Raw genomic sequence first — 26,956 nt, 5'->3', positions numbered from 1 at the left:
ATCGAATAAGGACATTTCCTTGGCCTCCTGCTCGGACGGCTTTGGAAATGTCCTTATTTTGGTTATTGCTTCGCGTCACACTCTGAATTTCGTAACCGACTGCTGCAGCCTTTCGGCAAGACGGCTCAGTTGCTCGGCTTGACCGGCCAATTGCTCCATCGTGGCGAGCTGCTCCTCGGTAGAGGCCGATATCGTCTGGGTGCCATCCGCACCCTGGGCGGTTATGCGCGACATTTCCTGCAGCGAAGCGGCGATCTCCTCGGAGCTTGCGGACATTTGTTCGGCCGCGGAAGATGCCTCCTGAATTTGTTCGACTACGCTGCGGGTCGCCTCCAAAATGCGTTGAAACGATTGCCCCGATATCCGGGTCATCTCCGCGCCGTCCCGAACTTCCCGCTCTCCCTCCGCCATCGCCCGCACCGCATAGCCGATATCCGTCTGGATCGCGGCCACGAGCCGGATCACCTCCTGGGCGGACGATTCCGACTGTACGGACAGCTTCTTCACTTCCCCGGCCACGACGGCAAAGCCGCGCCCCTGCTCGCCGGCGCGGGCCGCTTCGATGGAGGCGTTCAAAGCGAGCAGACTCGTACTGGAAGCGATGGTCGTGATGACCTCGACGATTTCCCCGACTTCCCTGGAGCGTTGATCCAGCTTGCGGATGACCGAAGAGAGATCGGCTACGGTGTGGCTGACGCGGTTCATCTGCTCGACCGATTTCTGAATATAACCGTAGCCGTCTTCCGCCGCTTTCGACGTACTGAGCGAAGCATCGAACGCACTGGACGACGTTTCCGCAATTTTGCCGATGCCTGCCGCCATTTCCTCCATCGCCCTAGAGCTTTCCGTCGTAGATTGCGCCTGCGAGTCCATGCCTGCGGCGATTTGCTGAACGGACGTTACGATGTCTCTGGAAGCTCTCGTCGTCTCGTCGATCGAAGCGGAAAGCCCCCGCGATGCCGATAACACATGCTCGGCCCCTCCCTGCACCTGAACGACCAGCGTCTTCAGATGGTCGTTCATCGCATTGAAGTCCTCGGCAAGCTGTCCGATCTCGTCGCGATTCCGCACTTCAAGCTCCGAGGAGGTCAGGTCGCCGTCGGCGATCCGCTTCGTACGCTCGGCGACGCGGGCGATCGGCTTGGAGATGTGCCGCGCGAACAACCAGATCGCCGCTGCGCCTAACGCTAAACACACTGCCAGCGTAATGACGAGATTGGTTAAAATGCGCTTCTGCCCGCCGTTGTAGTCCTGCATATACGAACCGGCGGCCACGATCCAGCCCCATTTCGGATCGAGCTCGGCGTACGATATTTTCATCGCTTCCTTCGCCGAATTGGGCGGCGGCAGCGGCCATTTGTAGTACGTATTTCCGCCGCCCGACTGCGCCTTCTTCACCATATCCTGTATGTAGTAGTACCCGTCGCTCGTTTTCTTCTCCCAAATATTTTCTCCTTCCAGGCTCGGATGGGCCAGCAAAGTTCCCGTCGAATCGAGTACGAAGAAATAACCGTTCTCGCCGATGTCGATACTCTCATTGATCGGGCGCTTCCCTTCCTTGTCCTTCTCGCCCAGAAGCATCACTCTGACTTGCTCCTTGGCTTCTTCCTGCGACAATCGTCCGCTCTTGACGGCAGTGTCCATCAATTCGATCATCTCGATACTCATACGCACATTGCTCTCCAGCTTGCTCTCGATCAGCTTGTCCGTTTCCGTCTTCGACACGTTGTAGCTGACCAGTCCGACTATCAGCGTGGGCAAAGCGAGCAACAGCAAGGACACCAAAATCATTTTTTGCTGAATTTTCCAGCGTTGACGCGGTTTAGCAGGTTTCATCCGGCCCTCTCCCCTTTATCTGTCTGGAACCATCTTCCACTTTATTTCGCCATCTTACCGCATAATCCTTTCATTTACAACAACTTGACATGCCCTGCCGTCGAACATGCATAAAACCCGCCCGTTGCCGGATACTACCCCTATAAGCTTCCGCTTCAAGAAGCCATTTCTTCCCGTTTTCCAGGAGGTGTTGCAGCTTTGAAATACAAAGCGACGCTCATCATGACGCTGATCGGCTGCGCTGTATGCCTGTTTAATTATTCGGGACTGGATCCGGATAATATTTTTCTGTTCATGCTGAGCGTACCCGTATGGCTGATCGAAATCGCCGGCGATATTCACTACTTCAACGTATACGTCGTCTATTTGCTGACTATCGCCTCCTATGCCTTGTTCGGGGCGATCGGCGATTACTTCCGTTTAAAACGAAGAGCCCGTTCCTGAAGGAAACTTCCGTTTCCGCCGGAGGGGCTCTTCTGGCTTTATAGCGCCGAATATTGCGCTCAGATCGGGAACACCGTCCGCACGGCCGCGGCGATCTCCCGCGCCATAGTCATGACCCGGTAAAGGGAGGTGCTCTGCAAAATCCAATACTGCTTCGGTCCATCGGCATTTACGATCGCGGCTATCGAAAACCGGCCCACGGGAGGAAGCGTCCTGCCGACCGATTTACCCGGCTCGAGCGGATGGTTGGCTACTTGAAACAACCCTATCGAAGTAGAAAGACCGAGGCAGGCGTCGATCGCCACTACGATCCTCCCTTGCGGAATTTCGTTCAGCCGCTGCTCGAGGTTGCTGGCATCGCAAGGAGCATCGAGAGTGCCGATGACTTGCCCGTAGCCCGCTTCGCGCAGAAAGGTTCCGACTAACGGTCCGAGAGCGTCTCCCGTCGACCGGTCCGTGCCGATACATACGAATACGATATGCTCCGCATCTATTCCCTGATCCCGAATGTAACGGAAAAATTCCGGCAGCCGGTCTCCTTTCACTTTCTGCCGAACCGGTTCAAGCCCCATTCCACCCCTCCTCCCGCATCGTCTCGCGAATGTCCCGATCGCTATGTTACAATAAAGTCGCTTGCTCCGCATTTATTCCATAAGGAGAACGACCATGCGACTGCTCGATGCGTTAGCGGTTCTTGTTTTATTATACTGGCTTTTCGCGCTGGTTTCAGCTTTGCCCGGCCTCAAGCTGCTGCGACCGCTTCCCCGATCGGCGGGCATCGGGACCGACAATCCTCTCGTATCCGTCATCATCGCCGCCAAGGAGGAAGAGTCGTCTATCGCGGAGACGGTTCGCCATCTGCTGGCGCAAGATTACCCGCGGATGGAAATTATAGCCGTCAACGACCGTTCCCAGGACGGCACGGGCAAACGGCTGGACGAATTAAAGCGCTGGTCCGAGCAGCGCCCGTCCACCCGCATTCCGCTTCGAATCGTACATGTCACGACGCTGCCCGACGGCTGGCTCGGCAAAAATCACGCCTTGTATCAAGGCTATCTGCAGGCCAAAGGGAAATACTTGCTGTTTACCGACGCGGATGTTCGGTTCGGCACGACAACGATACGGGATTCCGTCGACTACATCCGGTCATCCGGGGCCGACCATTTGACTCTCGCGCCGATGATGATCGCAAACGGCTTCTGGCTGCGCGCGTTCGTTCAATATTTCATGTTTTCGCTATTTTTGTTTTTGCGCCTGTGGCGCGCCAACGACGACCTGCAGCACGACTTCGGCACCGGCATCGGGGCGTTCAACCTGATCGGCCGCAAAGCGTACGAGGCGATCGGCACCCACCGGGCATTCCCGATGCGTCCCGACGACGATTTGCGTCTCGGCTTGCTAATCAAAAAAGCCCGCTTCAAGCAGCGGCTCCTGATCGGCAAGCATCATCTCGAGGTCGAATGGTACCCGAATCTCCGCGAAGCGGTGAAGGGGCTGGAGAAAAATATGTTTTCCGGCTTCGGCTACAGGCTTCCTATGGCGATCGGGGGCATTGTCGGGCAAGTATTGGCATTTTTCGGACCGTTCGCCGGACTGCTGCTGCTTCCCCGGTTGAGCGGGTTCGCCTGCGCAATAAGCGCGGTCATTATGATCGGGCTCTATGTAGCCAGCACCCGGCGGCTGTCCCGGCATTCGGGAAGCGACGCTTTCGCGCTTCCGGTCTCCGTCTGGATACTCGTCCTCGTGCTGTCGCGCTCCGTCTACTTGACGATTCGCCGCGGAGGCATTTATTGGCGCGGCACGTTTTATCCGCTGTCGCGGCTGCGCGATAAATGAAAAAAGGAGGAAGGCGAAGAACGCCTTCCTGTTTTGCATAGCCGCCTTGAGGTACGGCCGCTACTTTTTCAACAGCCTTAGCTCGTCGCACAGCGCTTCGATTTCGCGGATGCTGAAGTGCTGCTTGTTCATGACGACGTCGTACATGTCGCGCAAATCCTCGTATTTTTCCAGATCGAAATGGTCCGCTTTGATGGATTGGGCCGCCACTACTCTCAGCTTCCCTTTAATTCCTTCCACCATGAACGCTACGTTATCTTCGGACTTCACGGTTAAATCCATCGATTCCATCCTCTCCCCGGTTCACGTTATTAACGATTAACATAATGAAATACAATAAAACGATAACAACAAAACGGTATTCTTGCCATTGTACCATGTCGGTCCGGGAATGCCCAGCATAGAGACGACTCGCCTCCCTTGCAGCCCTGCGGTGCGGATAGCGGATCTCCGAACAGCCGCCGAGTCGCGGCTCCGGGCAATCCGTATATTCGGCCACTCCGATGCGCACAGTATTACGTGTACGCGCGATTGAGACGATATATACCGGAAAAGGAGCGAAAAAACGATGGAAAACAAAAGGCATGCAGGCAATTATAAAGGCACGGCCCATATGAAAGCGGAAAACCAGGATATGGCATTTGTTAACGACGTTATCGAGAAAGAGCCCTCCGAGCAAACCGTCCGCGGCGAAAAGTCGGGAAAATCGGCATCGAAACGCGAGCTGGAAAAATTCGACTAACTTTCGGATCGGGCACTTTGACGCGAAAATTAACTCCGCATTCCCGCCCGGTACAGCCGGACGATGTTCTCTGCCGCTTCCGCCAGCAGCGTCCCTGCGTCCCGCATCGCCTCGTCCAGCGCCATCGGCCGGTTGGCGATGCTGAACAGGGCGGCGATGCCATGTTCATACAAAACATCCGAGCCTTCGCCGAGGCCGCCCGACAAGCACACGACAGGGACGCCGGTTCGCCGCGCCGCATCGGCAATGCCGGCCGGCACTTTGCCGAAGGCGGTCTGCCCGTCGGTGCGCCCTTCGCCAGTAATGACAAGACGCGCGCCTTCTACCGCGCGTTCGAAGCCGGCCAGTTCCATAATAACGCGAATCCCCGGCTTCATCTCGGCATTGCAGAACGCAAGCAAGCCCGCACCCAAGCCGCCTGCCGCACCCGCGCCCGGCACGTCGCGCACGAGCCGCCCGTTATGGGCGGCTATTCGCGCTGCATAATGGGCCAGCCCGGCATCCAGCCGCTGCACCAGCTCCGGCGTAGCGCCCTTCTGCGGACCGTACACGGCCGAAGCGCCGTCGGAGCCGCACAGCGGATTCGTAACGTCGCTAAGTATCGTAACTTCCGCCGACGCCAGTCGAGGATCGATGCCAGCTGAATCGATCGACTCGATGTCGGCAAGCAGCCGGCCGCAGCCGTACCCGGTCATTTCCTGACCGGTCCGGTCAAGGAAACGGACACCGAGCGCTTGGGCCATGCCCATCCCTCCGTCATTCGTAGCGCTGCCGCCCAAACCGATCATAATCCGTTTCGCTCCCCGTTCCAGAGCGTCGCGAAGAAGCTGTCCCGTCCCGTATGTAGTGGCCGCCATCGGATCGCGCGCTTCCGCAGACAACAGCGGCAAGCCCGAGGCGGCCGCCATCTCGATGACCGCCGTTCGTCCGTCCGAAAGAATGCCGTAAGCCGCTTCCACTGGCTCTCCCAGCGGCCCTGTTACCGTCACGGTTACCCGCTCGCCGCCAGCCGCGGCAAGCACGGCGTCTACCGTCCCCTCTCCGCCATCCGCCATCGGCACGATCGTTACATGCGCGTCCGGAGCCGCCCGGCATACGCCCGATCGGATCGCTTCCGCCGCCTCCACCGACGACAAGCTGCCCTTAAACGAATCGGGCGAGACAACGACGCGAAAACCGGCAGACGGCTGTCCCCCGTTAGCTCCAAGGTTGTTCAATCCGCTCATTTGTCCTTCCATCCTTTCTCACCCGATTCGGTTTACTATATGAACAGGCTTGCCGGCCAGGAACGCTTCTACGTTCTCGGCCGCTATCTCCATCAGCCTCGCGCGCGCTTCGACCGAAGCCCATCCGATATGAGGCGTAATGACGCAGTTGCGCGCAGTCAACAGCGGGTTTTCTGCCGATGGCGGCTCCGTGGACAGCACGTCCAATCCGGCTCCGGCGATCGTTCCCGAATTCAGCGCATCCGCCAAATCCTGCTCTTTGACCAGCTTGCCGCGTCCCGTGTTGATCACGAAAGCGCTCTGCTTCATGCGCGACAACGTCTCGGCCCGAATGAGTCCCTCGGTCTCCGGTGTCAACGGGCAGTGAAGCGTAACAACGTCCGACTCCTCGAACAACCTCTCCAACGCAACCAGACGAACGCCTTCCGTAGCCGGCTTCTTGCCGCTGCGGTTCGTCGCGATGACGTTCATGCCGAAAGCTTGTCCGATCGCGGCCACTTGTTCGCCGATACCGCCGATCCCCACGATGCCCAGCGTCTTGCCGGCAAGCTCCACGAGCGGCGTCTTCCAAAAGCTGAAGTCCGGGCTGGCCGACCAAGCGCCTCCCCGGACCGCCTCATCGTGCAGGCCGACGCGATGGCAAAGCTCCAGAAGCAGCGAAAATACAAGCTGGGCAACAGATGCAGAGCTGTAGGCAGGCACGTTCGCGACCGGGATGCCCCGCTTTGCCGCTTCGCCCGCATCGACGACATCATAGCCGGTAGCGAGCACCCCGATGTAAGCGAGCTTCGGCAGCTTTTCAAGCGTTTCGGCCCGCAGAGGCGTTTTATTCGTCAAAATCACGTCCGCGTCCTTCGCACGGTCCACAATAAGGTCGGGCGGCGTTCTCTCGTAAACCGTCAAATTCCCGATGCTCTCCAATCTCGACCAGCTCAAATCGCCCGGATTGAGCGTGTACCCGTCCAATACTACGATATTCATCTGCTGCCCCTCGCCTTCTATCCGTATAGCTGCAATTGTAACGCAAGCCCGCTTCCTGTGCCAACATTTCCTCGAAAGAGGCACTTGCGCGGAAATCGCCCGCATGCATACAATTGATAGGGTAAACCGTTCGCATCGTTAACCATTCATGCAGTCATGCATCCCAAAGGAGGCTCGTCATGAACGTGTGGATATCCGATTTGCAGGCCCGATTCGCGGCTTGCTCCAACCGGAATGAGGCCGAAGCGATGAAGACGTATATGCGCGGACAGTTCGAATTTGCCGGAATCAAATCGCCGTTGCGCAAATCGGTCGTCGGAGAGTGGCTATCCAGCCGCGGCCCCGTTCCCGCAGGCCTCCTCGAACAAACGGTACTCGGGCTATGGGAGCTTCCGGAACGCGAATTTCAATACGCCGCCATGGATGTGCTGGCCAAGCAGGCGAAACGGCTGGACGAGCGGCACCTCGAAATGCTAGAGTCGCTGGTCGTGACGAAGCCGTGGTGGGATACGGTCGACATTATCGCCGCTAGTCTGATCGGGCCGATCCTGCTGCGCGATCCGCTTCTTGCCCCGATGCGCGCCGAGCTCTGGATTACGTCGGACGATATGTGGCTGCAGCGGACCGCGCTGCTATTTCAATTGAAATACAAGCGCAACACCGATGAGGACCTGCTCTTCGATCATATACGGCGCACGGCGGAATCCCGGGAATTTTTCATCCGCAAAGCGATCGGCTGGGCACTGCGCGAATATTCGAAAACCGATCCCGGAGCGGTTATCCGATTCGTCGAGTCCGAGCCGCTCTCTCCGCTCAGCAAGCGGGAAGCGCTCAAATGGCTGGACCGGCGCCGATCCGGCATAGTCCCGGAAACGAACGGACAACCTAGTACACATTAGCCGTGCCTTGTCGTGCATCGCAAATGGCACTAATGAACCACTGTTAATGAAACTCATTGCTCTAATCGTTTGCCTGACGGGCGTATTCATCGAATATCCCCAGACCAATCCGGTCTATTTGTACAGCCTGGGCGCGAGCGCCGTCAGAATGAGCGGACCGTCCCGGGTCACGGCTACCGTATGCTCGAATTGGGCCGATCGCTTGCCGTCTATCGCTCTTGCCGTCCAGCCGTCGGATTCGATCTTCACCTTCGGCTTGCCCGCCGTCAATATCGGCTCGATCGTGATCACCATGCCTTCCTCCAAACGGACGCCTTTGCCGGGCTTGCCCGTATGCTTCACGGAGGGCCATTCGTGAATCGAAGTGCCGATGCCGTGACCGGTAAAGTCGGGCAGCACTTTGTAGCCTTTGGCCGAGGCGATGCTCTGGATCGCGTGTGCGATATCGCCGATCCGGCTGCCGGGGATCGCTTGGGCGATTCCGGCGTACAAGCACGTTTTGGCGGTGCGCATCAAGCGGCGGGACGATGCCGATATGCGGCCTACGGCAAACGTCCAGGCCGAATCGGCGAGCCAGCCTTCGCGGTTGACGACCATGTCGATCGTGACGATATCTCCGTCGCGAAGCCGCTCCGGGCCCGGCATGCCGTGGCAAGCGACATCGTTGACGGAAGCGCACGTGGCGTAAGGATATCCGCTGTACCCTTTTTGCTCGGGTGTCGCGCCCCGCTCGGCCAGAAAACGTTCGACGAAGCCGTCTATGTCGAGCGTCGATACGCCGGGCTTCACATACGTTTTCAACGCCTCCCTGCAAGAGGCGAGTATGGAGCCCGCCCGGGCCATTCGGGCGATTTGCTCCGCGGACTTCCATTCGGTCATGTTGTTCCTCCTGTAAAGCTTTGTCTCGGCAAAGCCGGATACGCAAGCGGTTGCCCAGCTTTCAGCCAGCCTTCGCTGTTCTAGGCAATCGAACCGTTTTGAAGTATACTTACATAGATCTTTTGGCAAGCATCGGCACCATTTTTCATGAAAGGTAGCGATTTCTTTTGAGCAAACCGAAACTGCTGGAGCTGGACATCGTCCGCGCGCTCGCGATCGTCGCCGTGCTTCTGATCCACGGAACGGCCACCCCACGGGTTGAGCTGCCGCTCGGCTCCCGATCGCATACGCTGTACTTCGGCATCAACAATTTGAGCTACTTTCCGGTGCAGGCTTTCGTCCTGCTAAGCGGACTCGTCTTGTTCTACAGCTACTTCGACAATTGGAGCGTGCGCCGCATTCCCGGTTTTTACCGGAAACGGCTTCAATTCATTTTGATTCCGTATTTGGTATGGTCGTGCTTCTATTACTTGTACGATCAATGGTTGAATCCGGCGGTCAACGTGCATTTCTCGCTGCAGGAATTCGCCCGGCTGCTTCCATGGGCGGAAGCCGGCTACCATTTGTACTTCATGGCGCTCATTATGCAGTTTTATGCGCTGTTTCCGCTTCTCGTTACGCTGGTCAAGCTGTGCCGCCCTCTTGCCCGCTATTTGTGGCTGTTCGGCATCGCAGTCCAAGCCGCAGTCAGTATTTACAGCCAATACGCTAACGCGCCGATCCCTCACGGCGACCGTCTGTTCATTACGTATTTCGCCCTATTCTGTATCGGAGGCTCCCTCGGGATGTACTACGAGCGGTTCATCGGCTGGCTGAACCGCAATGTGTATTGGGTTACCGCCGCCACCGCATCCGTCGGCTTCGCCTTTCTGCTGCTCAGTCTGCAAGCGCAATACGGCACGCAGTTCAAATGGTGGGAATTCGAGCTGCTGTTCACCTTATATCCCGTGCTGGTCACGATCAGCTTCGTATGGATCGGCCGGCATTGGCTATCGAACGCCCCCCGCTTGGCCGGCGCTTTATCTTCGCTCGGCGCGGCTTCGTTCGGCGTCTATTTCATCCATCCCGCATTGCTCGGGTACTATACCATGCACGCCGCCGTCGCTCCGGGCGGGTGGGAATACCATGCCGCTTTATGGGGAGGCATCGTCCTCATCGTCATCGTCCCTTGGGTGATCGTGAACCAATTGAAGCGAGTGAAGGCATCTTGGATTTTGTTCGGCAAATAACGTCCGGGCTCGAACGGCGAAAGGAGTCTGCTCATGCATTCGTTTTCCTTATCCACCCGACAGCGGGATCAAATGATCGACATTACCCGGCAAGTAGCCGAACGGATCCAACAGGAACATTTCCGGCAAGGCATTGCAGTCGTGTACTGTCCCCATACGACAGCCGGTATTGCGATCAATGAGAATGCCGATCCGGACGTCAAGCATGACGTTCTCATGCGGCTGGACGAGGTGTACCCGTGGAACCATCCGAAATACCGGCATGCCGAGGGCAACACGGCCTCGCATTTGAAAGCGATCACGACCGGCACCTCGCAGACGGTCATCGTCGATAACGGCCGTCTCGTGCTCGGGCGCTGGCAGGGCATCTACTTCTGCGAGTTCGACGGCCCGCGGGAGCGAACGTTCCATGTGAAGCTGCTGAACGGATAAGCGTAGGCCCGGTGGTTCGTCCATCCGGGGATCAAGCGCAAAACGGACGTTTTTCCATGAGGAAAACGCCCGTTTTTTTGCATCAGGATTGGTGCCCTTCGAGCCGCCTTACGCGCTCATCCAGCCGATCGACGCGCTGCCGCAGACGGTCCACCTCGTTGTCTGTTCGTCTGAGACGCTGCTGCAGCCGGTCGGTCTCCGTCTCCAGACGCTGGACCCTTTGTTCCAACTGGCGTCCCGGAGCGGGTCCGGGGATTGGGGGAAACGGTCCGGGCCCCGGTGGAAACGGTCCCGGCGGCGTCGGCCGCGGAATGAAAATCGTTTGTCCGGCATACAGCTGCCCCGGCGACGTCAATCCGTTCGCCTGCATCAGCGCCTGCACCGTAACCCCGTAGCGGCTCGCGATCGCATACAGCGTATCCCCCGGCTGAACTACATAATTCATGGCGATTCCTCCATAATTGAAGTTCGAATGATTTTGTTTGAGTGCCAGTCCTCTTGTGACTTTCTAGGCAATCTGAAATGTCCCGATTCCAATGTATGCGCCCGCTGGGTGTTTTGCCCGGGTCATCCGCCCGGATACGGCGACTTTTCGCATGTTTGTATGGTAAAATAAAGCCAATGAATGGAACCCGGAAAGGAAGACCAGGCGTGAGCATCTCGATCGTGTCGCTCAATGTGGGGAAACCTCAATCGTTCATTTACAAAGGGAAGGAAGTCCCGACCGGCATTTTCAAGAAACCGGCCGACGATGGTCCGATCGCTCTGACCGCACTGAACTTCGAAGGGGACGGACAAGCCGATCCGGTCAACCACGGCGGGCTTGACAAAGCAATCTGCGTATATCCGTACGAGCATTATTCTTATTGGGAGAAAGAGCTTGGCCGCAAGCTCGATTTCGGGGCATTCGGAGAAAATTTGACCGTACTCGGACTGACCGAGGATCGAGTGTGCATCGGGGACATTTATGCGGTAGGCGATGTCCGGCTGCAAGTGACGCAGCCAAGGCAGCCTTGCCACAAGCTGGCTAAAAAATACGATCTGCCCGAGCTTCCCGTGCTCGTCCAAAACACCGGCTACACAGGCTTCTATCTGAGGGTGCTCGCTCCCGGCCTGTTCGACCGCACTCTCCCGCTGACGCTTGCCGAGCGCCATCCGCACGGCATTACGGTAGCCTACGCCAATCAAATCAAGCATCACGATAAGCAAAATATCGAGGGGATTCGGGCCATCCTGGCCGTCAGGGAGCTGTCGGAAAGCTGGCGGGCTTCTTTCGAGAAACGTCTGTCGGGGAACGAACCGTCTGCCGACGAGAGGCTGAATGGTACGAAATGAACAGAAAAAAACGGCTGCGCGTTGTCCCCGTAAGGATTAGCGCGTGCCGGTTCTGTGCGAAGCTTCCATATCGCTGCCCGTAGGCCTATAAGTATGATCTTTTATCGTGCGGAGCACTTTCACGGAGATAACGGTCGAAGCAAGCGGCCTCCTCGGCTTGAACGTCAAGTTTACGAAGTCGTTCAGCTCCAGATCGAGTCCTATCTTCTGAAACGCCTCGATAAAATCGCCGATCGTAGGTTTTTTGCCGATTTCGCAATACAGATGCAGCTCTTTGTTCGTCTTGCCGTACCGGTCTGCATACTCCACTGTCGAATAGTATCTTTCCTTCAGCATACAGCACCTCCCCGAGTGAAAACACGATAGACCGAAAAGGTGATGGGCCGTTTGGACGTTCCCAACGTATTCGGCAGCCCGGCGACCGTAGACATTTCCTTAGGCCCGTAGCTTTGCGTCCCCGTCTTTCGGCGGGTTTGCCTTTATCGGTTTGTTCCATATTGGAATACTTCTTTATCATACAACACAATTCGACATATTCATAGACCATTTATCCTATTTTCTAAATACTTTATACCTATTTTTTTCATAAGAAAATACCGATATCGCAGGCCCTGCCCCCTACACAGGCAAAGTTGCAATACCGGTATGTCCAGGACCCGCGGCCCGTTGCGGACGGGTCTTTTTTTTCTACGACATCATAATCAGCATAGCCTTTGATAAAGCGGCTCCAACACTTTACCGTATATAAGGGAACGGTTTTCCGTTATTGTCCCGAATTCCGTTACACTTCTGACTATAACGGAGCAGGCTTCCGTTATATCGGTCATTCGGGGTGAATTTGATCGTCGATCAGCGAAATTACGGAACGGTTTTCCGTTATTTTGCTATCGATACTGATATCCGGGTCAATAACATACGCCCGTTCCGCTATTTATGGATTCGCTGCCTCGCAAGCGCCGGCAAAGGCGGCTAGCCTTCATCGATCATGCGATACTGAATCGATTTTCATCATCACCCGACAGCCTGCCGGAAGGAAGCGGAGCCGCTCCTAATATCCGCTGTCCGCCATATGCGCCCTCACCGTTTCCCGAATCCCTTGCTCATACGGCGTCGCCGGCAGCGGACCGATCCGTTCGAGATACTTGGCTCCGCTCAGCACGAACGGCTCCTCCGTCAAATACAGCATCTCCTTCACCTCGCGCATGAACGGATTGAACAGTCCGAGCATGGCGAACGTCTTTCGCCCGATCGAACGGACAGGCTTTCCGTGACCCGCCTCCTCCTGCGCGATGCGAACGACCTCCGCGCCCGTAATCGTACCTGCTCCGGGGATATGCCATGTATCCCCATATGCGTCGTCCCTCGCGGATACCTCCACGACCGCCTTGGCGGCGTCGGGCAAATACACGTATTCGCACGGCACGTCCAGCCTGCCGACGAACATCGCGGATTTCCGTTTGGCTAAAGCGTCAAGCGTTACATGCAGTATGGAGTTCGGTACGCCGGCACCGTAAAAGTCCGGCAAACGGACGATCAGCGCCGGCGCCCCGGCGCGATGGGCATCCATAATCACCCGCTCCATCTCGAGCCGCAGCCGTCCTTTGCGCGTATGCGGGTGCTTCGGATGTTGTTCCGTCGCGGGAGAAGCCTCGACCTTGCCGTATGGATAAATATTGTCGATGATAACCGTCTTCGCGCCCGCGGCCTTCGCCCCCCGCATGACCGACGCGGCTAGAGGCAGCAGCTTATCGCTCCATTCGGGATAAGGGATTCCCATACTGTGATAGAGGACGTCCGCACCTTCCGCCGCTTCCGAAATATCGTTCAAGCTCATCGCATCGCCGATCGCAACCTTCAGGAGCCGATCATTCCCGCAATAGTCCGCCAGCTTCTCGAGCTTATCCCGCGACCTTCCGAACGCCACTGTCTCCATTCCCCGGCCGAGCAGCTCCTTGACCAGCTCGCGTCCCATCCCTCCGGCTGCCCCCAATACAATCGCCCGCTTCATTCCGTGTTCCTCCTCCACCTTATTTACCGACGGTCAATTAATGCGCAAAAAAATATATCATCCATAATGGACAAAATCGACGCTATCCAAGCCCTCTAACCATTAAACCGACATACTGCTCCGCCAAGCCGAGCAATTGGTCATACGTCTGCTCCGTGTGCAAATAATAGGCGACAAACCCGTGGAGCGATAAAAACAAGCTCCATGGAACGGCAATCGGCACGCCCCCCGGCTTCCCAGAATCCCGCAGCAGCCGCAGCACGGCGGCAGCGAAACGGTCGTAGGAGACCATCTGGGCACGGCGTGCGGCATCGTTCAGCTCCGATTGCTCCAGCATAAACATAATCTCGTAATGCGGCTTATGGTCCAAGCCGAAACGGATATAGGCCATAAATATACGTTCAAGCGTCGCCGCCGGATGGTCCGTATGCTCGGCCATCGCCTCGTCCAACCGGTCGTTCAGCCTATCGAAATCGGCCATGACCATCGCGCTGAATAGATCGGCCTTATCCTTGAAATGGTAATAGAGCGCACCGTGACTGTAGCCCAACCGGCCGGCTATGCCGCGCATCGAGACGGAACGGTACCCTTTCGTAACGAAAAGCTCGCGCGCCGCTTGCATAATTTTCTCTTTATCGAGTTCCTCGACTACCGCTTTTCGGGGTGTCACCTTGTATGCCGCTCCTTTTTTTGACCAATGTTCAATTATCATATTATCCCGGCTTTGCTACGATGTCAATAATCATGATTGCCAGTTAAGATCGACTATGATACTGTTAAACTATACTTTAATTTGAATTAAGTTACCTTATTCTATGGAAGGTGATCCGATTTGAACAAAGAAGAAATCAAGCTGATCGTCCCGAAGCGGGAAGGACAAATCAGCGCCATGTTTTCCCGGGGAGGGCCCCGCGAAGGCGCAGGCCGCAAAGGCATCGGCCAAACGCGAAAATGTTCGGTAACTTTGCCCGAAGAAGCCTGGGAAGAGCTGGACCGCCGCTGCGCCGAGCAGCGGGTGTCCAAGTCGGAGCTCATCCGGGAGCTTATCCTGGAGCATTTCGCGGAAAAAGCCGGGAAGCCGGTGGACGAGTGAGAGCAGCCGTTTCGCAGCCTTTGCTGTCCGAAGCTTTGCAGCAGGTAGCCAGAGCCGTCCCCTCGCACAGTGCGATTCCCATTTTGTACGGCATCCACCTCCGGCTTCACCGGGACGGGATAACCCTTGTCGCCAGCAACTCCGTCATGACGATCCGAACGGAGCTTTGCAGGAGCGATACCGGGGCTTCTACCGCTCCCATTCCGGATGAAGGCCCCTCCCTCGTCGTACCGGCCCGTTATTTCATCGATATCGTGCGCAAGCTCACTTCGGGCCCCGTCCTCTTGGAGCTTGAAGATCGGAAAACGCTGACTGTCCGTTCGGGCGACGGGCTATTCCGCTTATTCGGATTGGACCCCTTCCTCTTCCCGGAGACGCCCCGGATGGATCGGGCGAAGTGGCAATTGACGCTGTCCAACGAGTTGCTCAAATCGATGATCCGGCAAGTCGCGTTCGCGGCGTCCTCTTCCGAAGCCCGGCCGCTCTTATCCGGAGTACTGTGCCGGTACGACGGGCGCCATCTGCGACTGGTCGCTACAGACAGCGTTCGCTTCGCTTCCCGGACGTCTCCCGTAGATCAGCCGTTCGGAGCGGACGCCTACGAAGCCGTCATTCCCGGCAAAAGCTTGAGCGAGCTCGGCAAAATGCTGGACGAGCAAGGCGAGACGACGATTGTCGCGGACGATGCCCATATCCGCTTCCAGACCGCGAGCATGTCGCTTTACTGTTCTTTGATCCACGGCGCCTATCCTCCGATCGACAAGCTCGTGCCTTCGAGCTCCATTGCCGATGTAACGGTCGATACGAAAAGCGTTTTGCAGGCTATCGAAAGGGTAACCCTTCTATCCGGAGAAGGGAGCGTCGTCCGATTGCGCACGAATCCGCAACAGGCGATCGAGCTGATCTCGGGTACGACCGAAATAGGCGACGTGCGGGAGGAAGTCCGGACCGAGAGCATGCTCGGACAACCTGTAGCCGTTTCGTTTAACGGCAAATATATGATCGACATTTTGCGCGCCGTGAGCAGCGCCAGCGTGACGTTCCGCTTCTCGGACAAGCTGGGCCCCATCGTGGCCGTTCCCGTCGAGCAAGGTCCGTCATCGTTATATTTGTTGACCCCGATCCGGACTGCCCTGTAAATTCCGCATACGTTGCCTTGCTTGGTAAGGAAAGTCATGAGAATACCGAATCCGGTCATCGATTCCACCTGTTCCCCCCGAGCGCTTCTCCCTATAATCAAATCATCCGCAATAATCGAGCACTTTTTACGGGGGGATGCGCATGAATGCACGAAAGCCTAAAAGTTGGATGGTCTTGCTGCTCTTGGTCGCCGTACTGGCCGCATGCGGCAAAAGCGAAGGCGCGACGACGGGCGCGGCGGACGGCGGCGGGACCGCTCAGCCGGCGGAACCGCCGAAGCCGGTGACGCTGAATTTTTTCTACAACGGGTATTCCAAGCAATTGGTCGACGAGCTCCAGCAAAAGGTGGAGGCGAAGTATCCCCACATTAAGCTGAACATGATTATTCATGGCACGGGCAGCACGATTCAAGATACTTTGGCCGCTGGCACGAGCCTCGACCTGGTCGCCTTCTCGGCGGGAGGACTGTTTACCGTACTGGACGTGCAGCTCGCAACCGACATGTCCGATCTAGTGAAAAAGCACGACTTCGATCTGAATCGGCTCTCCCCGTCCGTCCTGGAAACGGTCAAGTCGTATTACGAGGGCGGCAAGCTGATGATCATGCCTTATGAATTGAACAACAATGTGCTGTACTACAACAAAAACATATTCGATAAGTTCGGCGTAGCCTATCCGAGAGACGGCATGACGTGGAACGAAGTGTATGAAATCGCCAAGAAATTGACCCGTTTGGATAACGGCGTGCAGTATGAAGGGTTCCAATACAACCATTTGAATATGGTGTACAAAAATCAGATGGGACTTCCTTTCGTCGATCCGAAAACGAACAAGGCGGCCATCAATACCGATCAGTGGAGAAAATGGATGGAGCTGATGACCCGGTTTTACCAGTTCGACGGGAACCATATCATCGGCCTCGGAGACGGCGTCTTCATAAGAAGGCAGGAAGCGGCGATGTACACCGGGCCGAGCCTGCTCGACCAGCTGCCCGATGCGGTGAATAAAGGGATGGATTGGGATGTCGTCAGCCTGCCGCGCTTCGACGGGATGGCAGACACGGGCTCGCAAATGAACGCGCCGTTTTACGCGATCCCTCCTACGAGCAAGAACAGGGATGAATCTTTCCGCGTGATCGCTTATCTGCTGTCGGACGAAATTCAGGGGGCGAATGCCCGAAAGGGCCGCGTTCCCGTAGTGAAAAGCGAAAACGTAGTCAAAGATTTCGGTGCCGATCTGCCTATTCTGAAAGGGAAAAACACCGCGGCTTTCTTTAAAGATACGATCGGCAAACCGATCGCCGTGACCAAATACGACGGTATCGCGAGATCAACCTTCACGGAAATCGCCGTAGACGGATATTCCAAAGGCAAATTCGATATATCGACGGCGCTTCGCACGGCGGAAGAAGAAATAAACAAAAAAATCGCCGAAGCGCAAAAAAATGCAAAGTAAGGCCGCTTTTTAACGACAATTCCATACGCAACCAACGAACATCGTCCGGCAGCAGCCCGGGCGGTGTTTGCGCGTTTGTTTGCATTTCTCTTATTCAATCTGCCTATCTCTGGTAAAATACTAGTACATTCGATCGCCGTGTTTACTAGGGACAGAGTATCGCAAAGGGGACAAACCGATGGGAACCAACAAACCGGCGCCGTTTCTCCGCGCTTCGATGCCGCTCGTGTTGACCGCAATATTGATGAGCGGCTGCTCCTCCGACCTGCTGGAACAAGAAGATCCTCGAGGCCATGACCCGAAATGGGACGATCCGCCCCAGTCCATCAGCATCGCCATCAACGGGCAATCGAGCACGTTCCCTCCCGGACTGGACGAGAATCATAATCCGTACCTGGACTTTATAGAGAAGAACACCAATCTGGACGTACAGGTTATGCTCCCTCCGGTCAACGGCTACGTCGACAAGCTGAACGTCATTATGGCGTCCGGACAATTGCCCGATATGATCAATACGGGGAGCGCGGCGTTTTTGTCCAACTATGTGAAGCAGGGGGCCTTGAAGCCGCTTGACGAATACATCGACAAATACGGTCCCGATCTGAAGCGATTAATCCCGCAAGAGGCTTGGGATCAGGTGACGATGAACGGCAAAATTTATGCCGTTCCGAGCTTGAACGAAGTAATGGGGACGCAGATCATGTACGTCCGCAAAGATTGGCTCGACAGGCTGGGCCTCCAACCGCCCCGGACGATCGGAGAATACAGAGAAGTGATGAGAGCGTTCGCCGAAAACGATCCGGACGGCAACGGGAAAGCGGATACGCTCGGATTCAGCATTGCCGATCAGTTGGGAAGGACGGCTCCGATTTTCGGCGCTTTCGGCACGCAGCAAAATTCGTGGTACGAACGGAACGGCACATTGGTGTACTCCGCCACTTTACCCGAAACGAAAAAGGCTCTCGCCTTTCTCGCCGAATTGTACCGCGATAACTTATTGGACCCGGATTTCCCGCTGAATACGACGGAGAGCCTCGGGGACAAGGTCGCCTCCGGCAAAGTCGGCCTGTACGCCGCCGCCTGGTTCGACACGCGCGGACCGATCGAGAGGAGCAGAGCGAACGACAGCCGCGCGAATTGGATTCCGCTTGACTATCCCACGGGCTTGGACGGACAGAAAGGAACGTACGGCATCTCCGCGGTCCGCTCCTACAATGTCGTCCCCGCCACGAGCGATCGCGCCGAAGCGGTCGTCAAGCTGCTGAATTTCATCGGCGGCAAAGGAAATAAGACGTTGAAGCTCGGTCTCGAGAACGAGGTGTGGTCGAGCAAGGACGGCAAGATGGTCACCGATTTCGAGCAGCATAACAAGCATCTGTACCGCGGCATATACAGCTCCTTGTGCGATACGGTCGTGCCGGAGGTTACGAAGCAGCGGCTCGATTCGCTCGGAGAGCGTTTCCGGCTGTGGGACAACGTGCAGTCGATCCATGCCAACCTGATTAAAGCGCATTATACCGGCGCTCCTACGCCGGCCATGGGCAGCTACAACTTCAAGCTGTTGAAAATACAGGACGATTACTTTACGAAAATCGTGATGGGCCTCTCCCCGTTGGATGACTTCGACCGCTTCGTCGAAGTATGGAAGCAAGAAGGCGGAGACGAGATTACGAAGGAAATCAACGATTGGTACGCGGCTCAGCGCCGATGACGCCAGAAGGGTTGGGCATGCACCATGCATACCGTATTCCAACGGCTGTACGACCGGTTTACGCAGCACATCCAAGTGCGGTTGACGATCTATTTCCTGCTCATTCTGCTTCCTCTCATGCTTATAGGCTTGTTCGCCAATGCCAGGTCCCAGGATATCGTCGAGCGCAAAACCGGGGAACGGGCACAGGGTGCGCTCCAGTCCGCGGCCGAGTATATCGATCTGATCGTGCAAAACGTAGACAACTTGTCGACGCTCCTCTCTACCGACTCGCAGCTGGTCGGCTTGCTTGAGCGTACGGGCGCGGAGCCGGGTCCGCAATCGATTCTGGATTTTACGCAAATTTTCAAGGAAATTACCGAGACGACGTCCATTCATCAGACGTTGTCTTCGATTTCGGTGCTGCACTTGCCTTCCGAGTTCATGATCGTCTCCAATTACGGAGGCAAGCGGTTGCAGGGCGCCGGCGAGCACGAAGCGGTCCGGATGGCGATCGAAGGCAACGGAGCGCGAGTCGTCTATTCCCCTGCGGCGAAGTCCGATGCGCTAAACGGAACGTTCACCGACGACCGCATCTATTTTCTGCGGACGATGGACTTGTACAACCGGTTCAGGCAGCCTAACATTTTGATTTTGTCGGTCAAAAAAGAAACGCTGCTCAAGCTGATGAACTCTCTGCTCGCGTCGGAACATGCGCAAATCGAATTGCGCTCGGGCAGCGGCGAACTCCTCGTGGTCGGCACCGGGGGAGAACACGCTCCGGGCGGCGGAGAAGAGCGGCTGCTTACGGTAAGGGCTCAGGCCCGCTATTCCGATTGGTCCTTGATTTTGACGCAGCCGGAAAGCGAGCTGAACCGCGAAACCGGACAACTGCGGCTGTACACTTATTTCATTATCGGGCTGAGCGTGCTGCTGGCGCTGGGGATTGCCTGGGTCGTCTACCGCAGCATAGCTTCGCCGCTCGATAGTTTGGCCTACGGGATGAAGCAGGTCCGGACGGGCAATTTGAACGTAAGGCTCGCCAATAAACGCAAAGACGAGCTCGGTTATTTGACCGGAACGTTCAACCAAATGGTCGAGGACCAGAAACAGCTCATTCAAGGCTATTACGAGCAGCAGCTGCGGCTGTCCAAGACGGAGCTCAAGTTTTTGCAATCCCAGATCAATCCGCATTTTTTGTACAACACGCTGGACTCGATTTATTGGATGGCCAACCAGTATGAGGCGCGCGAAATCAAAGAAATGGTGCTGAACTTGTCCAAGTTTTTTCGCCTGAGCCTGAACAAGGGGCGCGAGACGTTCCCGCTCCGGGAAACGGTCGATCATTTGCATTATTACATCCGGATCCAGCAAATCCGTTTCTCCCAGCGCGTATCCGTGCGGTACGACATTTCCGACGATTGCGCCGCCATTCCGGTTCTGAAGCTGCTGCTGCAGCCGCTTGTGGAAAACGCGATCCTGCATGGTCTGGAGCAGCGGGAGCAGCAAGGCGAGCTGACGATTGCCGGCTATCTGGACGACGGCATGCTCGTGCTCAGCGTGAAGGACAACGGTATCGGCTTGCCTCCCGCCCGCCTGCTGTATATCCAAGAGGAGCTCGGCCAGCTGCAGGCCGCGCCGCTAACGCTTACACCCTTCGAGGAGGAGAGCGGAAAGGACGATTTATTCGGCCTGCGCAACGTGGCGGCCCGGATGAAAATGTACTACGGCGCGGAAGCCGGCCTTGCGATCGATAGCAAGGAAGGGGAAGGGACCAAGGTTATCCTCCGGCTTCCGCTCGAGAAATGCGAGGTGCGCGATGAATTTGCTGATCGTTGAAGACGAACCGCTGCTGCTGAACAGTCTCGCGGGCGATATTCCATGGGAAGGGAACGGTATCGAGGTGATCGGGCTCGCCTCCAACGGCCAAGAAGCGCTTCGGCTCATCGAGCGAAAAAGACCGGATCTCGTGCTGCTCGATATCCGGATGCCGCAGATGGACGGGCTCGAGCTGGTCCGGATCGTGCGAAGCCGAGACCCGGACATCAAATGCATCATCCTGAGCGGTCATGACAGCTTTACGTTCGCGCAGCAGGCGTTGGAGCTGGGCGTAAGCCACTATTTGCTGAAGCCCGCGGGCGAGACGGAAATATTGCGGGCGGTGCTCGATGCCGCCGGCCAATTGCGCCTCGAGCTGGAAGAACGACACAGCCGGTCCTTGCTTCAGGACAAATGGCTGGACAATTTGCCCCGACTGCGGGAAATGTTCCTGCAGCATTGGCTGGCGGGCAAATACGCCCCGTGGGAAGTCGAACGGCGCTGCCGCGAGCTGCTGATCGAGCTGCCGGATAACGGCTCGTTCGTCGTCGCGATGATCGATATGGACCCACTGGGCGCCGACGAACGCCGATTTGCTGCCAACGATATGCCGCTTCTGCAATTTTCGTCGAACAGCATCGTACGCGAGTTTCTGGCATCGTCATCGCTTCCCGGCCGGGATTACAGCGATACGACGGGTGCTACGGTCGTTATTTTCGCCGATACGGCCGAAGGCGAAGAGACGGGCGGCTTGCTGCTGCAGGTCCACTCGACCGCCGCCAAGCTGCTCAGCGTAATCAAGGAATGCCTGAAGCTGACGGCGAGCGTGGGCGTAAGCGGCACGGGGCGTTCGCGAGAGGAACTGCCCGAGCTGTACAAGCAAGCGCGCAAATCGCTCCGGGAGCGTATCGTGTACGGGAACGATATCGTCATTCCTTACCGCGAGGAGCAAGGCAAGAACGATACGGCGGCACCCCCGGTTGATTTGGAGAAAGGATTGGAAATCGGTCTGGAGACGGGAGATGCGGCCAAAGCCTCGACCGCGCTCGGGGATCTATGGAGCAGCGGAGTCGACGCCGCCGGTACGGTCGAGCAAGTACAGGAGCATTTGCTGCACGTAAGCTGCTTGTTCGTCCGCATGATCGGCCGTCAAGGTTGGTCGGTCATGCAGGTCGCGGGAGACGACTACCGTTATTTCCACAATTTGACCGCCTTGGCGACGCAGGAGCAGGCGTATGGCTGGCTGCAGCGGCTGGCGCAAAGCTATATCGATTATTTGCATGCCGAGCGGAATTCGGCAATGAACCAGACGATCAGGCAGATCGTCGACATTGTGGACCGGAACATCGATAAGGAGCTTAGTCTGTTTGCCGTGGCCGACCGGCTGTACGTCAATTCGTCGTACCTTAGCCGGCTGTTCAAGCAGCAGATGGGCAGGCCGTTTTCCAGCTACGTGCTGGAGCGGAAGATGGAGCGGGCCAAGCAGCTGCTGCTGGACGGCTGCCGGGTGCATCACGCCGCACATCTTGTCGGCTATAAGGACGACAGCTACTTTTCCCGTGTATTCCGCAAATTTTGGGGCGTCGCCCCAAGCGAGATCAAGCCTTAGCGGACAAGACGAGGGCATCGTTTCGGAATGTTCGGGGCAACCTAGAGGCGAACATTTCCTGACTTCAACCGGAGGTGAACGCAAGTGGAACAAAACGGCAAGGAGCGATTGGAGCACGATCTGGCAGATGCCCTTACCGAAGGGGAAATGGCGGAAAAAGACCCGGACGTCGCCGCTCTCCGCCGCCTCAGCCCGAGATACGAAATACGCTCGCAGGCCGAACGGGACCCCATAGTCGAAGAAACGAAAATCGTCCGCAGCATCGCGCGCGAAGCGGATGACCGGTACGATGACTACATAGCGCGGGCTTCCCGTCAAGAGCAAGGCGACAACCGGGATCGTTGATTCGAAGGCAAGAACAGAAGAAGCCGGTCGGGCAGCCCCGAACCGGCTTCATCTCTTATTACGGAATGAAGTAACCGCTTACCTTTCGTTGCTCGGTCATTTGCTTTTCATCGCTTCGATCGCTTTGTTCGCTTCCTCCTCCGCGCTTCTCAGCGCCGTATTCAAGTCCTCTTCCCCGACGATGACTTTGGCGAGATGGCTGAGCAGCGGTCCGTTCACTCTGCTGTCGTATTTCGTTCGTGCGATTGGAGACGCGTATTTGTTCGTGAACAACGCGTTAACCACATTTTTGGATTTGAACTTCGAATCCTGCGCGAACGCTTTTTTGACGCTTTCGTTTTTCAGCACCGGAACGTGGCCTTTTTTGGACATTTCCATCTGGAATTCGTCCGAGGTGAGAAATTTCAACACTTCCATGGCCTGATCCTTATACTTGCTCGTCTGCGAAATAAAGTAGAAATCGGGGTAAGGCTGCGTTCCGACTCCCGGATTTTCCTTGAATACCGGCAATGCCGCCATATCCCAGTTGAACGTGTCGAACTCCTTGTTGTTCTGCAAGCCGTAGTTCATGACGAACATGCCGATATACTGGTCTTTGCTGAAATCGTCGTTCAGAAACGTTCTTTTTAGAGAAGCCACCTTTTCCTTGTAGCCGGGGTTTTGCGCGGGCGCCAGTATGAGCGTCTCTACGATAGCTTTGTATTTGTCGTTGTTGACCGCCGCTTTCTCCGTCGCCTTGTCCACGAAAGGCAGCGAGTAGGAGCTCATGCCGAGAGCATGGTTGGCCGACGCCGCCAGTCCGATATATTGCCTGCCGTTTTCGCTTCTGGTCAGCTTCTTGCCCAGCTCGATCGCTTCATCCCATGTCATCCCGTCCTTCGGGTAAGCGACGCCGAACTTATCGAAGATGTCCTTGTTGTAGTAGAGCACCAATCCCCCGTTGTTGATCGGAAAGCCGTACAGTCCCCCGAATTGCTTCACCGCTTCGATCGTGGCCGGCTCGAACCGGTTCAGGTCGACATTGTGCTTTTTGACCAGCTCCGTCAAATCGTACTGCAATCCGGTAGGGATGAGCGAATTGGCCGAATTGCCGACCGAATCCTGAATGATGTCGACCTGCGTGCCCGTCGCCACGAAATTTTCGAGCGTATTCGTCCCGCCCCTCGGAATATACGTAAATTTGTAGTCGGGAAACCGTTTTCTCATCGCGTTTCCGACCTTCTCGTCCCAAGCCTCCGCCGGACCGGCCGGCACGCCGAAAAAGACCAGCTCCGCGGGTTCTTTCGTATAATCCTTCCGCGCCTCCGTCTTGCTGTCTTCCGCCGTATTCCGGCCGCTGTTCGGCTCGTTCCCGCATGCCGAAACCAGCACCATACCGGCGAGCATAACGACGATCCTCATGGAGTATGTTCTCACGGTTGTTCATCTCCCCTTCCGCTTCATTGATAAGTAGAGCTTCTATGCTATGTCCTTAAGCCTACTACAGACGACGAACGAACTCTTGGTTTATTCACCATACAATTTGGCTGGAATAACGACGGCCGCCAGTCGCAGACGCCTCGGTCCAAATGTGTAGTTGTCATCGTCCCCCGTCTCTTCTACAATGAAGGTGGAGGTGCATAGCCGTGCTGCTTTACTCGAAGGAATCTTTTCTGGAATGCGACGAATTTCCGTTCCGGGCGTTCCTGTATGCGACGATGCCGCAAAGAGCCGATCTTACCCATTACCACGATTTTATCGAATTGGTGTACGTAGCCGAAGGACGCGGCGAACACTTATACAAAGGATCGTCGTATCCGATATCCAAAGGCGATATCTTCGTCATTCCTCCCTTCGTCCAGCACGACTACAACGTAATCGGCGACGCTCCTCTGGACGTATACAACGTGATGTTTTTGCCGTCCTTTTTGACTTCCGAGCTGCAAGCGCTGTCAAAAGTGACGTCGTTCTTCAACTTTTTTTACGTCGAACCGTTTTTCCGGCAAACCCTAGACTTCGAATCCCATATGAAGCTTTCCATTCTCGAGGGCCAGGAAATCAAACAGCGTCTGGAGCGCATCATCGAGGAGTTCGACCGGAAGGCGCTCGGCTACCGGATATCCATTAAAGCGCTGCTGATCGAAATGCTCGTCTGGCTGAGCCGTCGATACGAGGAACGGATCGTAGCCCCGCCGATCCAGGCGAGCCAGTCCAAAGCGATCCAATCGGTATGCAAGTTTCTCGAGCATCACTACGCCCAGGACATCAGCCTGGAGCAGGTTTGCCAATTGTGCGGCATGAGCCAGTCCAGCTTTACGTTCAAATTCAAACAGACGATGGGCAAAACATTTACCGAATACCGCAACGAAGTGCGAATCCACTCCTCGCTGAAGCTTCTTCGCGAAACAGACGACAAAATTATCGCCGTCGCCGAGAACGTCGGAATCAGCGATTTGAGCTATTACAACAAGCTGTTCAAGAAGCATACCGGGTTAACCCCGCGCGAGTACAGAGTGAAATACAGACGCGATGCCGGCGAAAGCTGAAGCCGGAGGCCGAGGCGTTTCCGTCATGCAAACAAGCCCGACGTTCGTCGCCCGGGCTAATCGTTTTTGCTACGGATAGTCAGGCGCGAGCCCTTCTGTTCGTCTAATCGTCCTTGCTTTGGATCACGAGCAGATGGCCTTCCCGCATCTCTATATGTCCCGTCTCCCCGACGATTACGTTGCTGATGCCGAGTGATTGCCCGAGCGTTAGCGTCGCATTAGTCAAAGGATACTGAAAGCCTAGCAGCGTAATGCCAGACGCCTCCAGACCAAGGGGCAGCAGGGAAACGTGGGCATACGCCTCTTTGGCGAGCGTGACGGTCCGCCGCTCCGGGCCGAGCAGCCGGATCTTGTTGCACGGGTCGACTATGGTGCAGCTTATGTCCTGTTCCATTCCTTTGCGCAGCAAATGCACATTGGCCAGCGAATGGTCGAACCGGGTACCGAGCGCCCCGAGCAATACGATTTCCTGCGGACGTCGCTCGAGCGCCCAGTTGAACGCCATCTCCGTATCGGTCAAATCCTTCATCACCGCATCGCAATCGGCGAATTGCCCGCTGTGCCTCCGCACTTCCTCCCGCTCTTCGGCCGTTACCGAGTCGAAGTCGCCCAACGCCAGCGCCGGCATACGGCCGTTTCGGACGAGGAACAGCGCCCCGCGATCCGCTCCGACCAGCACATCCTCCGGCTGCAATTGCGCAAGCGCCCATTCGCCCAGCATCCCGCCCGTCACGATCACCACTCTATCGGACATGAGTCAGTTCTTCCTCCCATTATGTCGCTTCCCTATATTCCGCTTCGCCGGTGACAATGCTCGCTTGCCCTTGCGTCAAGTCGGTCATCCACGCGACGAACGACTCCGCCTCCGATTCGCGCGGCCAGCAGCTGAGCTTCACTTTGTCGGTAAATTGCGTCTCTCCCAGCATCGTGCCTTTACCGCGCAGCTCGTTCTCGACCTTGCCGTGCCACGTATAATCGATCTCGACCCGTACCTCCCGATGAAGCCCCAGCGTAACCGGCTCCGCCGCGGCCAAGCCTTCGACGGTAGCATCCGTATAAGCCCGGATCAAGCCGCCGGCGCCCAGCATAATGCCTCCGAAGTAACGGGTCACGACGACAACCGTATTTTTCAGCCCCTGCTGCTTGATGACCTCCAGGATCGGCTTGCCCGCCGTGCCGCTCGGCTCGCCGTCATCCGATTGCTTCTGGAACTGGTCGCGCTCCCCTACTACATATGCGGAGCAATTGTGAGTAGCCGACCAATGCTCCTTCTTGATGTGCTCGATGAAGGCAACCGCTTCCGCCTCGCTTTCCACCGGCTTGACGTGACCGATAAACCGCGATTTTTTGATGACGATTTCGGCGGACGCCTGCCGCTTCACCGTCCGGTACTGTTCCAGCATTCGTCCCGCCTTCTTTCCCGCTTGATCGTAT

28 protein-coding genes and 1 riboswitch are annotated in these 26,956 nt (G+C 56.5%); of the genes, 15 read left to right on the top strand and 13 right to left on the bottom strand.

Going from position 1 to position 26,956, the window contains the following annotated elements:
• Positions 1–75 precede the first annotated feature (75 nt).
• Positions 76–1,836, bottom strand: a complete 1,761-nt coding sequence (locus tag FE784_RS29295) for a methyl-accepting chemotaxis protein (protein WP_139605809.1) — start codon at positions 1,834–1,836, stop codon at positions 76–78.
• 198 nt (positions 1,837–2,034) lie between these two features.
• Here FE784_RS29295 and FE784_RS29290 point away from each other — a divergent pair, with 198 nt between their 5' ends.
• Complete coding sequence (locus FE784_RS29290) at positions 2,035–2,280, top strand: hypothetical protein (RefSeq protein WP_139605808.1); 246 nt, start codon at positions 2,035–2,037, stop codon at positions 2,278–2,280.
• Positions 2,281–2,339: 59 nt separating this feature from the next.
• On the opposite strand, the gene yyaC is transcribed toward FE784_RS29290, so the two are convergent.
• A complete protein-coding gene (yyaC, locus tag FE784_RS29285; RefSeq protein ID WP_139605807.1) occupies positions 2,340–2,852 on the bottom strand; it encodes a spore protease YyaC in 513 nt (170 codons plus the stop codon).
• Between the two features lie 94 nt (positions 2,853–2,946).
• Between yyaC and FE784_RS29280 the strand changes: the two genes are divergently transcribed.
• Complete coding sequence (locus FE784_RS29280; RefSeq protein ID WP_139605806.1) at positions 2,947–4,116, top strand: glycosyltransferase family 2 protein; 1,170 nt, start codon at positions 2,947–2,949, stop codon at positions 4,114–4,116.
• Between the two features lie 60 nt (positions 4,117–4,176).
• On the opposite strand, the gene FE784_RS29275 is transcribed toward FE784_RS29280, so the two are convergent.
• Positions 4,177–4,398 carry a DUF1128 domain-containing protein gene (locus FE784_RS29275; protein WP_139605805.1) on the bottom strand — a complete coding sequence of 74 codons (222 nt, stop codon included), beginning with the start codon at positions 4,396–4,398 and terminating at the stop codon, positions 4,177–4,179.
• Between the two features lie 286 nt (positions 4,399–4,684).
• On the opposite strand from FE784_RS29275, the gene FE784_RS41200 reads away from it, so the two are divergent.
• The gene (locus FE784_RS41200; protein WP_176706611.1) at positions 4,685–4,858 is read left to right on the top strand and encodes a hypothetical protein; all 174 of its coding nucleotides are present in this window, start codon (positions 4,685–4,687) and stop codon (positions 4,856–4,858) included.
• A gap of 29 nt (positions 4,859–4,887) precedes the next feature.
• Here the strand turns inward: FE784_RS41200 and FE784_RS29270 are convergent, their stop codons facing one another.
• Complete coding sequence (locus FE784_RS29270) at positions 4,888–6,084, bottom strand: glycerate kinase (RefSeq protein WP_139605804.1); 1,197 nt, start codon at positions 6,082–6,084, stop codon at positions 4,888–4,890.
• 18 nt (positions 6,085–6,102) lie between these two features.
• A complete protein-coding gene (locus FE784_RS29265; RefSeq protein ID WP_139605803.1) occupies positions 6,103–7,065 on the bottom strand; it encodes a D-2-hydroxyacid dehydrogenase in 963 nt (320 codons plus the stop codon).
• A 179-nt stretch (positions 7,066–7,244) separates the two neighbouring features.
• Between FE784_RS29265 and FE784_RS29260 the strand changes: the two genes are divergently transcribed.
• A complete protein-coding gene (locus FE784_RS29260) occupies positions 7,245–7,964 on the top strand; it encodes a DNA alkylation repair protein (RefSeq protein ID WP_139605802.1) in 720 nt (239 codons plus the stop codon).
• Between the two features lie 114 nt (positions 7,965–8,078).
• Here FE784_RS29260 and map read toward each other — a convergent pair whose 3' ends face one another.
• The gene (map, locus tag FE784_RS29255) at positions 8,079–8,843 is read right to left on the bottom strand and encodes a type I methionyl aminopeptidase (RefSeq protein WP_139605801.1); all 765 of its coding nucleotides are present in this window, start codon (positions 8,841–8,843) and stop codon (positions 8,079–8,081) included.
• Between the two features lie 167 nt (positions 8,844–9,010).
• On the opposite strand from map, the gene FE784_RS29250 reads away from it, so the two are divergent.
• Entirely contained in the window at positions 9,011–10,072 is a 1,062-nt protein-coding gene (locus tag FE784_RS29250; RefSeq protein ID WP_139605800.1) for an acyltransferase, read from the top strand.
• A gap of 33 nt (positions 10,073–10,105) precedes the next feature.
• A complete protein-coding gene (locus tag FE784_RS29245; protein ID WP_139605799.1) occupies positions 10,106–10,504 on the top strand; it encodes a secondary thiamine-phosphate synthase enzyme YjbQ in 399 nt (132 codons plus the stop codon).
• A gap of 82 nt (positions 10,505–10,586) precedes the next feature.
• On the opposite strand, the gene FE784_RS29240 is transcribed toward FE784_RS29245, so the two are convergent.
• Positions 10,587–10,949, bottom strand: a complete 363-nt coding sequence (locus tag FE784_RS29240) for a LysM peptidoglycan-binding domain-containing protein (protein WP_139605798.1) — start codon at positions 10,947–10,949, stop codon at positions 10,587–10,589.
• A gap of 176 nt (positions 10,950–11,125) precedes the next feature.
• On the opposite strand from FE784_RS29240, the gene FE784_RS29235 reads away from it, so the two are divergent.
• Complete coding sequence (locus tag FE784_RS29235; RefSeq protein ID WP_139605797.1) at positions 11,126–11,839, top strand: MOSC domain-containing protein; 714 nt, start codon at positions 11,126–11,128, stop codon at positions 11,837–11,839.
• Between the two features lie 36 nt (positions 11,840–11,875).
• Here the strand turns inward: FE784_RS29235 and FE784_RS29230 are convergent, their stop codons facing one another.
• The 3 genes from FE784_RS29230 to FE784_RS29220 all read right to left on the bottom strand — a co-directional run bounded on the left by FE784_RS29230 (position 11,876) and on the right by FE784_RS29220 (position 14,517).
• On the bottom strand, positions 11,876–12,175 hold the full coding sequence (locus FE784_RS29230) for a hypothetical protein (protein WP_139605796.1): 300 nt from the start codon (positions 12,173–12,175) through the stop codon (positions 11,876–11,878).
• Positions 12,176–12,244: 69 nt separating this feature from the next.
• A riboswitch (cyclic di-GMP riboswitch) is annotated at positions 12,245–12,327 on the bottom strand.
• Between the two features lie 560 nt (positions 12,328–12,887).
• Positions 12,888–13,847 (bottom strand): SDR family NAD(P)-dependent oxidoreductase, encoded by a 960-nt coding sequence (locus tag FE784_RS29225; RefSeq protein ID WP_139605795.1) that lies wholly within the window; start codon positions 13,845–13,847, stop codon positions 12,888–12,890.
• Positions 13,848–13,929: 82 nt separating this feature from the next.
• Entirely contained in the window at positions 13,930–14,517 is a 588-nt protein-coding gene (locus FE784_RS29220) for a TetR/AcrR family transcriptional regulator (protein ID WP_176706616.1), read from the bottom strand.
• 162 nt (positions 14,518–14,679) lie between these two features.
• Here FE784_RS29220 and FE784_RS29215 point away from each other — a divergent pair, with 162 nt between their 5' ends.
• The 7 genes from FE784_RS29215 (at position 14,680) to FE784_RS29185 (ending at position 22,997) form a co-directional block, all read left to right on the top strand.
• A complete protein-coding gene (locus tag FE784_RS29215) occupies positions 14,680–14,940 on the top strand; it encodes a ribbon-helix-helix domain-containing protein (protein WP_139605793.1) in 261 nt (86 codons plus the stop codon).
• Positions 14,937–16,079: a DNA polymerase III subunit beta gene (gene dnaN, locus FE784_RS29210; RefSeq protein WP_176706615.1), complete on the top strand. Its 1,143-nt coding sequence runs from the start codon at positions 14,937–14,939 to the stop codon at positions 16,077–16,079. Before FE784_RS29215 ends, dnaN begins: the two co-directional genes overlap by 4 nt.
• A gap of 142 nt (positions 16,080–16,221) precedes the next feature.
• Positions 16,222–17,535, top strand: coding sequence for an ABC transporter substrate-binding protein (locus FE784_RS29205; protein WP_176706614.1), 1,314 nt, complete (start codon positions 16,222–16,224; stop codon positions 17,533–17,535).
• Between the two features lie 178 nt (positions 17,536–17,713).
• Positions 17,714–19,246, top strand: a complete 1,533-nt coding sequence (locus tag FE784_RS29200) for an extracellular solute-binding protein (RefSeq protein WP_246132240.1) — start codon at positions 17,714–17,716, stop codon at positions 19,244–19,246.
• Between the two features lie 24 nt (positions 19,247–19,270).
• A complete protein-coding gene (locus tag FE784_RS29195; RefSeq protein WP_139605790.1) occupies positions 19,271–21,064 on the top strand; it encodes a sensor histidine kinase in 1,794 nt (597 codons plus the stop codon).
• Positions 21,045–22,652: a response regulator gene (locus tag FE784_RS29190; protein WP_139605789.1), complete on the top strand. Its 1,608-nt coding sequence runs from the start codon at positions 21,045–21,047 to the stop codon at positions 22,650–22,652. Before FE784_RS29195 ends, FE784_RS29190 begins: the two co-directional genes overlap by 20 nt.
• A gap of 84 nt (positions 22,653–22,736) precedes the next feature.
• Entirely contained in the window at positions 22,737–22,997 is a 261-nt protein-coding gene (locus tag FE784_RS29185; RefSeq protein WP_139605788.1) for a hypothetical protein, read from the top strand.
• Between the two features lie 96 nt (positions 22,998–23,093).
• Here the strand turns inward: FE784_RS29185 and FE784_RS29180 are convergent, their stop codons facing one another.
• Positions 23,094–24,413 carry an ABC transporter substrate-binding protein gene (locus tag FE784_RS29180; protein WP_139605787.1) on the bottom strand — a complete coding sequence of 440 codons (1,320 nt, stop codon included), beginning with the start codon at positions 24,411–24,413 and terminating at the stop codon, positions 23,094–23,096.
• 209 nt (positions 24,414–24,622) lie between these two features.
• On the opposite strand from FE784_RS29180, the gene FE784_RS29175 reads away from it, so the two are divergent.
• A complete protein-coding gene (locus tag FE784_RS29175) occupies positions 24,623–25,522 on the top strand; it encodes an AraC family transcriptional regulator (protein ID WP_139605786.1) in 900 nt (299 codons plus the stop codon).
• Between the two features lie 103 nt (positions 25,523–25,625).
• Here FE784_RS29175 and FE784_RS29170 read toward each other — a convergent pair whose 3' ends face one another.
• Complete coding sequence (locus FE784_RS29170; protein ID WP_139605785.1) at positions 25,626–26,276, bottom strand: thiamine diphosphokinase; 651 nt, start codon at positions 26,274–26,276, stop codon at positions 25,626–25,628.
• A gap of 19 nt (positions 26,277–26,295) precedes the next feature.
• The gene (locus FE784_RS29165; protein WP_139605831.1) at positions 26,296–26,925 is read right to left on the bottom strand and encodes a YigZ family protein; all 630 of its coding nucleotides are present in this window, start codon (positions 26,923–26,925) and stop codon (positions 26,296–26,298) included.
• Positions 26,926–26,956: the final 31 nt, after the last annotated feature.

The organism is Paenibacillus hemerocallicola (assembly GCF_006265175.1).
GTDB classification, from domain to species: Bacteria; Bacillota; Bacilli; order Paenibacillales; family NBRC-103111; genus Paenibacillus_AB; species Paenibacillus_AB hemerocallicola.
The sequence above is the reverse complement of the archived record's forward strand: the minus strand, read 5'-3'. Positions and strand labels throughout refer to the sequence as shown.

What these genes read in the sequence shown, in the direction of transcription:
- FE784_RS29240 (WP_139605798.1), bottom strand. Translation starts at nt 10,949, where the DNA reads ATGAATTATGTAGTTCAGCCGGGGGATACGCTGTATGCGATCGCGAGC.
- FE784_RS29260 (WP_139605802.1), top strand. Translation starts at nt 7,245, where the DNA reads ATGAACGTGTGGATATCCGATTTGCAGGCCCGATTCGCGGCTTGCTCC.
- FE784_RS29225 (WP_139605795.1), bottom strand. Translation starts at nt 13,847, where the DNA reads ATGAAGCGGGCGATTGTATTGGGGGCAGCCGGAGGGATGGGACGCGAG.
- FE784_RS29265 (WP_139605803.1), bottom strand. Translation starts at nt 7,065, where the DNA reads ATGAATATCGTAGTATTGGACGGGTACACGCTCAATCCGGGCGATTTG.
- FE784_RS29270 (WP_139605804.1), bottom strand. Translation starts at nt 6,084, where the DNA reads ATGAGCGGATTGAACAACCTTGGAGCTAACGGGGGACAGCCGTCTGCC.
- map (WP_139605801.1), bottom strand. Translation starts at nt 8,843, where the DNA reads ATGACCGAATGGAAGTCCGCGGAGCAAATCGCCCGAATGGCCCGGGCG.
- FE784_RS29195 (WP_139605790.1), top strand. Translation starts at nt 19,271, where the DNA reads ATGCATACCGTATTCCAACGGCTGTACGACCGGTTTACGCAGCACATC.
- FE784_RS29165 (WP_139605831.1), bottom strand. Translation starts at nt 26,925, where the DNA reads ATGCTGGAACAGTACCGGACGGTGAAGCGGCAGGCGTCCGCCGAAATC.
- yyaC (WP_139605807.1), bottom strand. Translation starts at nt 2,852, where the DNA reads ATGGGGCTTGAACCGGTTCGGCAGAAAGTGAAAGGAGACCGGCTGCCG.
- FE784_RS29235 (WP_139605797.1), top strand. Translation starts at nt 11,126, where the DNA reads ATGAATGGAACCCGGAAAGGAAGACCAGGCGTGAGCATCTCGATCGTG.
- FE784_RS29245 (WP_139605799.1), top strand. Translation starts at nt 10,106, where the DNA reads ATGCATTCGTTTTCCTTATCCACCCGACAGCGGGATCAAATGATCGAC.
- FE784_RS29190 (WP_139605789.1), top strand. Translation starts at nt 21,045, where the DNA reads ATGAATTTGCTGATCGTTGAAGACGAACCGCTGCTGCTGAACAGTCTC.
- FE784_RS29295 (WP_139605809.1), bottom strand. Translation starts at nt 1,836, where the DNA reads ATGAAACCTGCTAAACCGCGTCAACGCTGGAAAATTCAGCAAAAAATG.
- FE784_RS29280 (WP_139605806.1), top strand. Translation starts at nt 2,947, where the DNA reads ATGCGACTGCTCGATGCGTTAGCGGTTCTTGTTTTATTATACTGGCTT.
- FE784_RS29200 (WP_246132240.1), top strand. Translation starts at nt 17,714, where the DNA reads ATGGGAACCAACAAACCGGCGCCGTTTCTCCGCGCTTCGATGCCGCTC.
- FE784_RS29275 (WP_139605805.1), bottom strand. Translation starts at nt 4,398, where the DNA reads ATGGATTTAACCGTGAAGTCCGAAGATAACGTAGCGTTCATGGTGGAA.
- FE784_RS41200 (WP_176706611.1), top strand. Translation starts at nt 4,685, where the DNA reads ATGGAAAACAAAAGGCATGCAGGCAATTATAAAGGCACGGCCCATATG.
- FE784_RS29205 (WP_176706614.1), top strand. Translation starts at nt 16,222, where the DNA reads ATGAATGCACGAAAGCCTAAAAGTTGGATGGTCTTGCTGCTCTTGGTC.
- FE784_RS29170 (WP_139605785.1), bottom strand. Translation starts at nt 26,276, where the DNA reads ATGTCCGATAGAGTGGTGATCGTGACGGGCGGGATGCTGGGCGAATGG.
- FE784_RS29230 (WP_139605796.1), bottom strand. Translation starts at nt 12,175, where the DNA reads ATGCTGAAGGAAAGATACTATTCGACAGTGGAGTATGCAGACCGGTAC.